The organism is Streptomyces sp. UH6 (assembly GCF_013421635.1).
Lineage (GTDB): Bacteria > Actinomycetota > Actinomycetes > Streptomycetales > Streptomycetaceae > Streptomyces > Streptomyces abyssomicinicus.
The window spans coordinates 1-2333 of sequence record NZ_JACADT010000902.1 but is presented as its reverse complement, the minus strand read 5'-3'; the positions used below and the strand labels follow the sequence as shown (position 1 = coordinate 2333).

General features: G+C 72.6%; 3 protein-coding genes and 1 tRNA gene. 3 read left to right on the top strand and 1 reads right to left on the bottom strand.

Going from position 1 to position 2333, the window contains the following annotated elements; genetic code table 11:
* Positions 1-100: 100 nt before the first annotated feature.
* The 3 genes from hisN to HW445_RS27350 all read left to right on the top strand — a co-directional run bounded on the left by hisN (position 101) and on the right by HW445_RS27350 (position 1975).
* Positions 101-901 carry a histidinol-phosphatase gene (gene hisN, locus HW445_RS27360; RefSeq protein WP_180223553.1) on the top strand — a complete coding sequence of 267 codons (801 nt, stop codon included), beginning with the start codon at positions 101-103 and terminating at the stop codon, positions 899-901.
* A 225-nt stretch (positions 902-1126) separates the two neighbouring features.
* A complete protein-coding gene (locus tag HW445_RS27355) occupies positions 1127-1510 on the top strand; it encodes a cyclic nucleotide-binding/CBS domain-containing protein (RefSeq protein ID WP_180223552.1) in 384 nt (127 codons plus the stop codon).
* A gap of 51 nt (positions 1511-1561) precedes the next feature.
* Positions 1562-1975 carry a Fur family transcriptional regulator gene (locus tag HW445_RS27350; RefSeq protein ID WP_151771355.1) on the top strand — a complete coding sequence of 138 codons (414 nt, stop codon included), beginning with the start codon at positions 1562-1564 and terminating at the stop codon, positions 1973-1975.
* Between the two features lie 106 nt (positions 1976-2081).
* Here the strand turns inward: HW445_RS27350 and HW445_RS27345 are convergent.
* A tRNA-Met gene (locus HW445_RS27345) sits at positions 2082-2155 on the bottom strand.
* Between the last annotated feature and the right edge of the window lie 178 nt (positions 2156-2333).

The window sequence follows — 2333 nt, the reverse complement described above, 5'->3', positions numbered from 1 at the left end:
GCGCCTCCCGGCACTGTCAAGGCCCTGGACCGCCCGGCCCGCGTCAACCGCCCTCCGCCCCGTGTGGCCCCGCCACGCGCCCGGCCTATACGGTTCGGCCATGGCCGACTACCTCGATGACCTGCGTTTCGCCCACGTCCTGGCGGACACCGCCGACGCCGCGACGACGGCCCGTTTCAAGGCGCTCGACCTGAAGGTGGAGACCAAGCCGGACATGACGCCGGTGAGCGAGGCCGACAAGGCCGCCGAGGAGCTGATCCGCGGTCAGCTGCAGCGCGCCCGGCCCCGGGACGCCATCCTGGGCGAGGAGTACGGCGTGGAGGGCACCGGCCCCCGCCGCTGGGTGATCGACCCGATCGACGGGACCAAGAACTACGTCCGCGGCGTCCCCGTGTGGGCGACGCTGATCGCGCTGATGGAGGCCGCCGAGGGCGGCTACCAGCCGGTGGTCGGCGTGGTCTCCGCTCCCGCGCTCGGCCGCCGCTGGTGGGCGGCCAAGGGCCACGGCGCGTTCACCGGCCGCAGCCTGACCTCGGCGTCCCGGCTCCAGGTGTCCCAGGTGTCCCGCATGCAGGACGCCTCGTTCGCGTACTCGTCGCTGACCGGCTGGGAGGAGCAGGGCCGCCTCGACGGCTTCCTGGACCTGACCCGCGAGGTGTGGCGGACCCGCGCCTACGGCGATTTCTGGCCGTACATGATGGTCGCCGAGGGCGCGGTGGACATCTGCGCGGAACCGGAGCTCTCGCTGTGGGACATGGCGGCCACCGCCGTGATCGTCACCGAGGCGGGCGGTTCCTTCACCGGCCTCGACGGCCGCCCCGGCCCGCACAGCGGCAACGCGGCCGCCTCCAACGGGCTGCTCCACGACGAGTTGCTGGGATACCTCAACCAGCGCTACTGAGCCCCGCGGCGCCCCGCACGACGGTTCCGTACGCCTCGAACGCCCCGGGATGCCCCCTGCGCCCCGGGGTGCTGTCTTGTCGGTCCTCCCGCCCGCCTGCGACGCTGACAGCTCCCCCGTTTGTGCGTTTGTGAAGCGCCGTGTGCGGTGCCGTGCGCAGTGCCGTGCGCAGTGCTGGGCGCGGTGCCGGGCGCGGCGCTTCGCAGGAGGAGGTGACTCCGGCCGATGCTCGTCCGCGACGCCATGAGCAGGGCGCTGCTCACCGTGGGCCCCGCCCACACGCTTCGCCAGGCCGCCGTCCTGATGTCGGCCCGCCGGGTCGGCGCGGCCCTGGTGCTGGACCCCGAGGCCGCCCACCCGGGCATCCTGACCGAGCGGGACATACTCAACTCGCTCGGCCTGGGGCAGGACCCGGACGTCGAGCGCGCCCACGCCCACCTCACCTCCGACGTCGTCCTCGCGGACCCCTCGTGGAGCATCGACGACGCCGTCCGCGCCATGGCCCACGGCGGCTTCCGTCACCTGGTGGTCCTGGAGGGCGGGGAGCCGGCCGGGATCGTCTCGGTGCGCGACGTGCTGCGGTGCCTGTCCCGCCGGAGCACGACTTAGAACCTGTCCAAATCAAGACAGGCTCATGCGTCACTGTTAGGCTTGGCCACCATGAGCGACCTGTTGGAACGCCTGCGCGGACGCGGCTGGCGAATGACCGCACAGCGGCGCGTGGTGGCCGAGGTCCTCGAAGGCGAGCACGTCCACCTGACGGCCGACGAGGTCCACGCCCGCGCCGCGGTGAAGCTGCCGGAGATCTCCCGGGCGACGGTGTACAACACACTGGGTGAGCTGGTCTCCCTCGGCGAGGTCGTCGAGGTCACCACGGACAGGCGCGCCAAGCGCTACGACCCCAACGCCCACCGGCCGCACCACCACCTGGTGTGCGCGCGCTGCGGCGCCATCAAGGACGTCCACCCGACCGGCGACCCGCTGGCCGAACTGCCGGCGTCGGAGCGTTTCGGGTTCACCGTCTCCGACGTCGAGGTCACCTATCGGGGGCTGTGCCCGGAGTGCTCCGCCTGACGCGCCCCCGGCCGCGTGCGCGGCCGTGTGCGCGGCCGTGTGCGCACATCAGGACATGCCGAAGGGGTCGGACCGGCGAACCGGTCCGACCCCTTCGGGTTTTCAGTAGCGGGGACAGGATTTGAACCTGCGACCTCTGGGTTATGAGCCCAGCGAGCTACCGAGCTGCTCCACCCCGCGTCGACTCGTTGAACACTACGCGACGCGGGCGGGGCACGCAAATCGGATCCCGCCGGTCAGGGCCGCCAGGCCCGTCAGGCGGAGAGTTCCTCGCGCAGGACGTCCCCCAGCCGGGCGGCACGCTCACGGACCTTGTCCGGCCCCAGCGCCGTCGCCCGCTCGGCCCAGCGCTGCCCCT

Coding starts and splice junctions, on each gene's coding strand:
- hisN (WP_180223553.1), top strand. CDS start 101: ATGGCCGACTACCTCGATGACCTGCGTTTCGCCCACGTCCTGGCGGAC.
- HW445_RS27355 (WP_180223552.1), top strand. CDS start 1,127: ATGCTCGTCCGCGACGCCATGAGCAGGGCGCTGCTCACCGTGGGCCCC.
- HW445_RS27350 (WP_151771355.1), top strand. CDS start 1,562: ATGAGCGACCTGTTGGAACGCCTGCGCGGACGCGGCTGGCGAATGACC.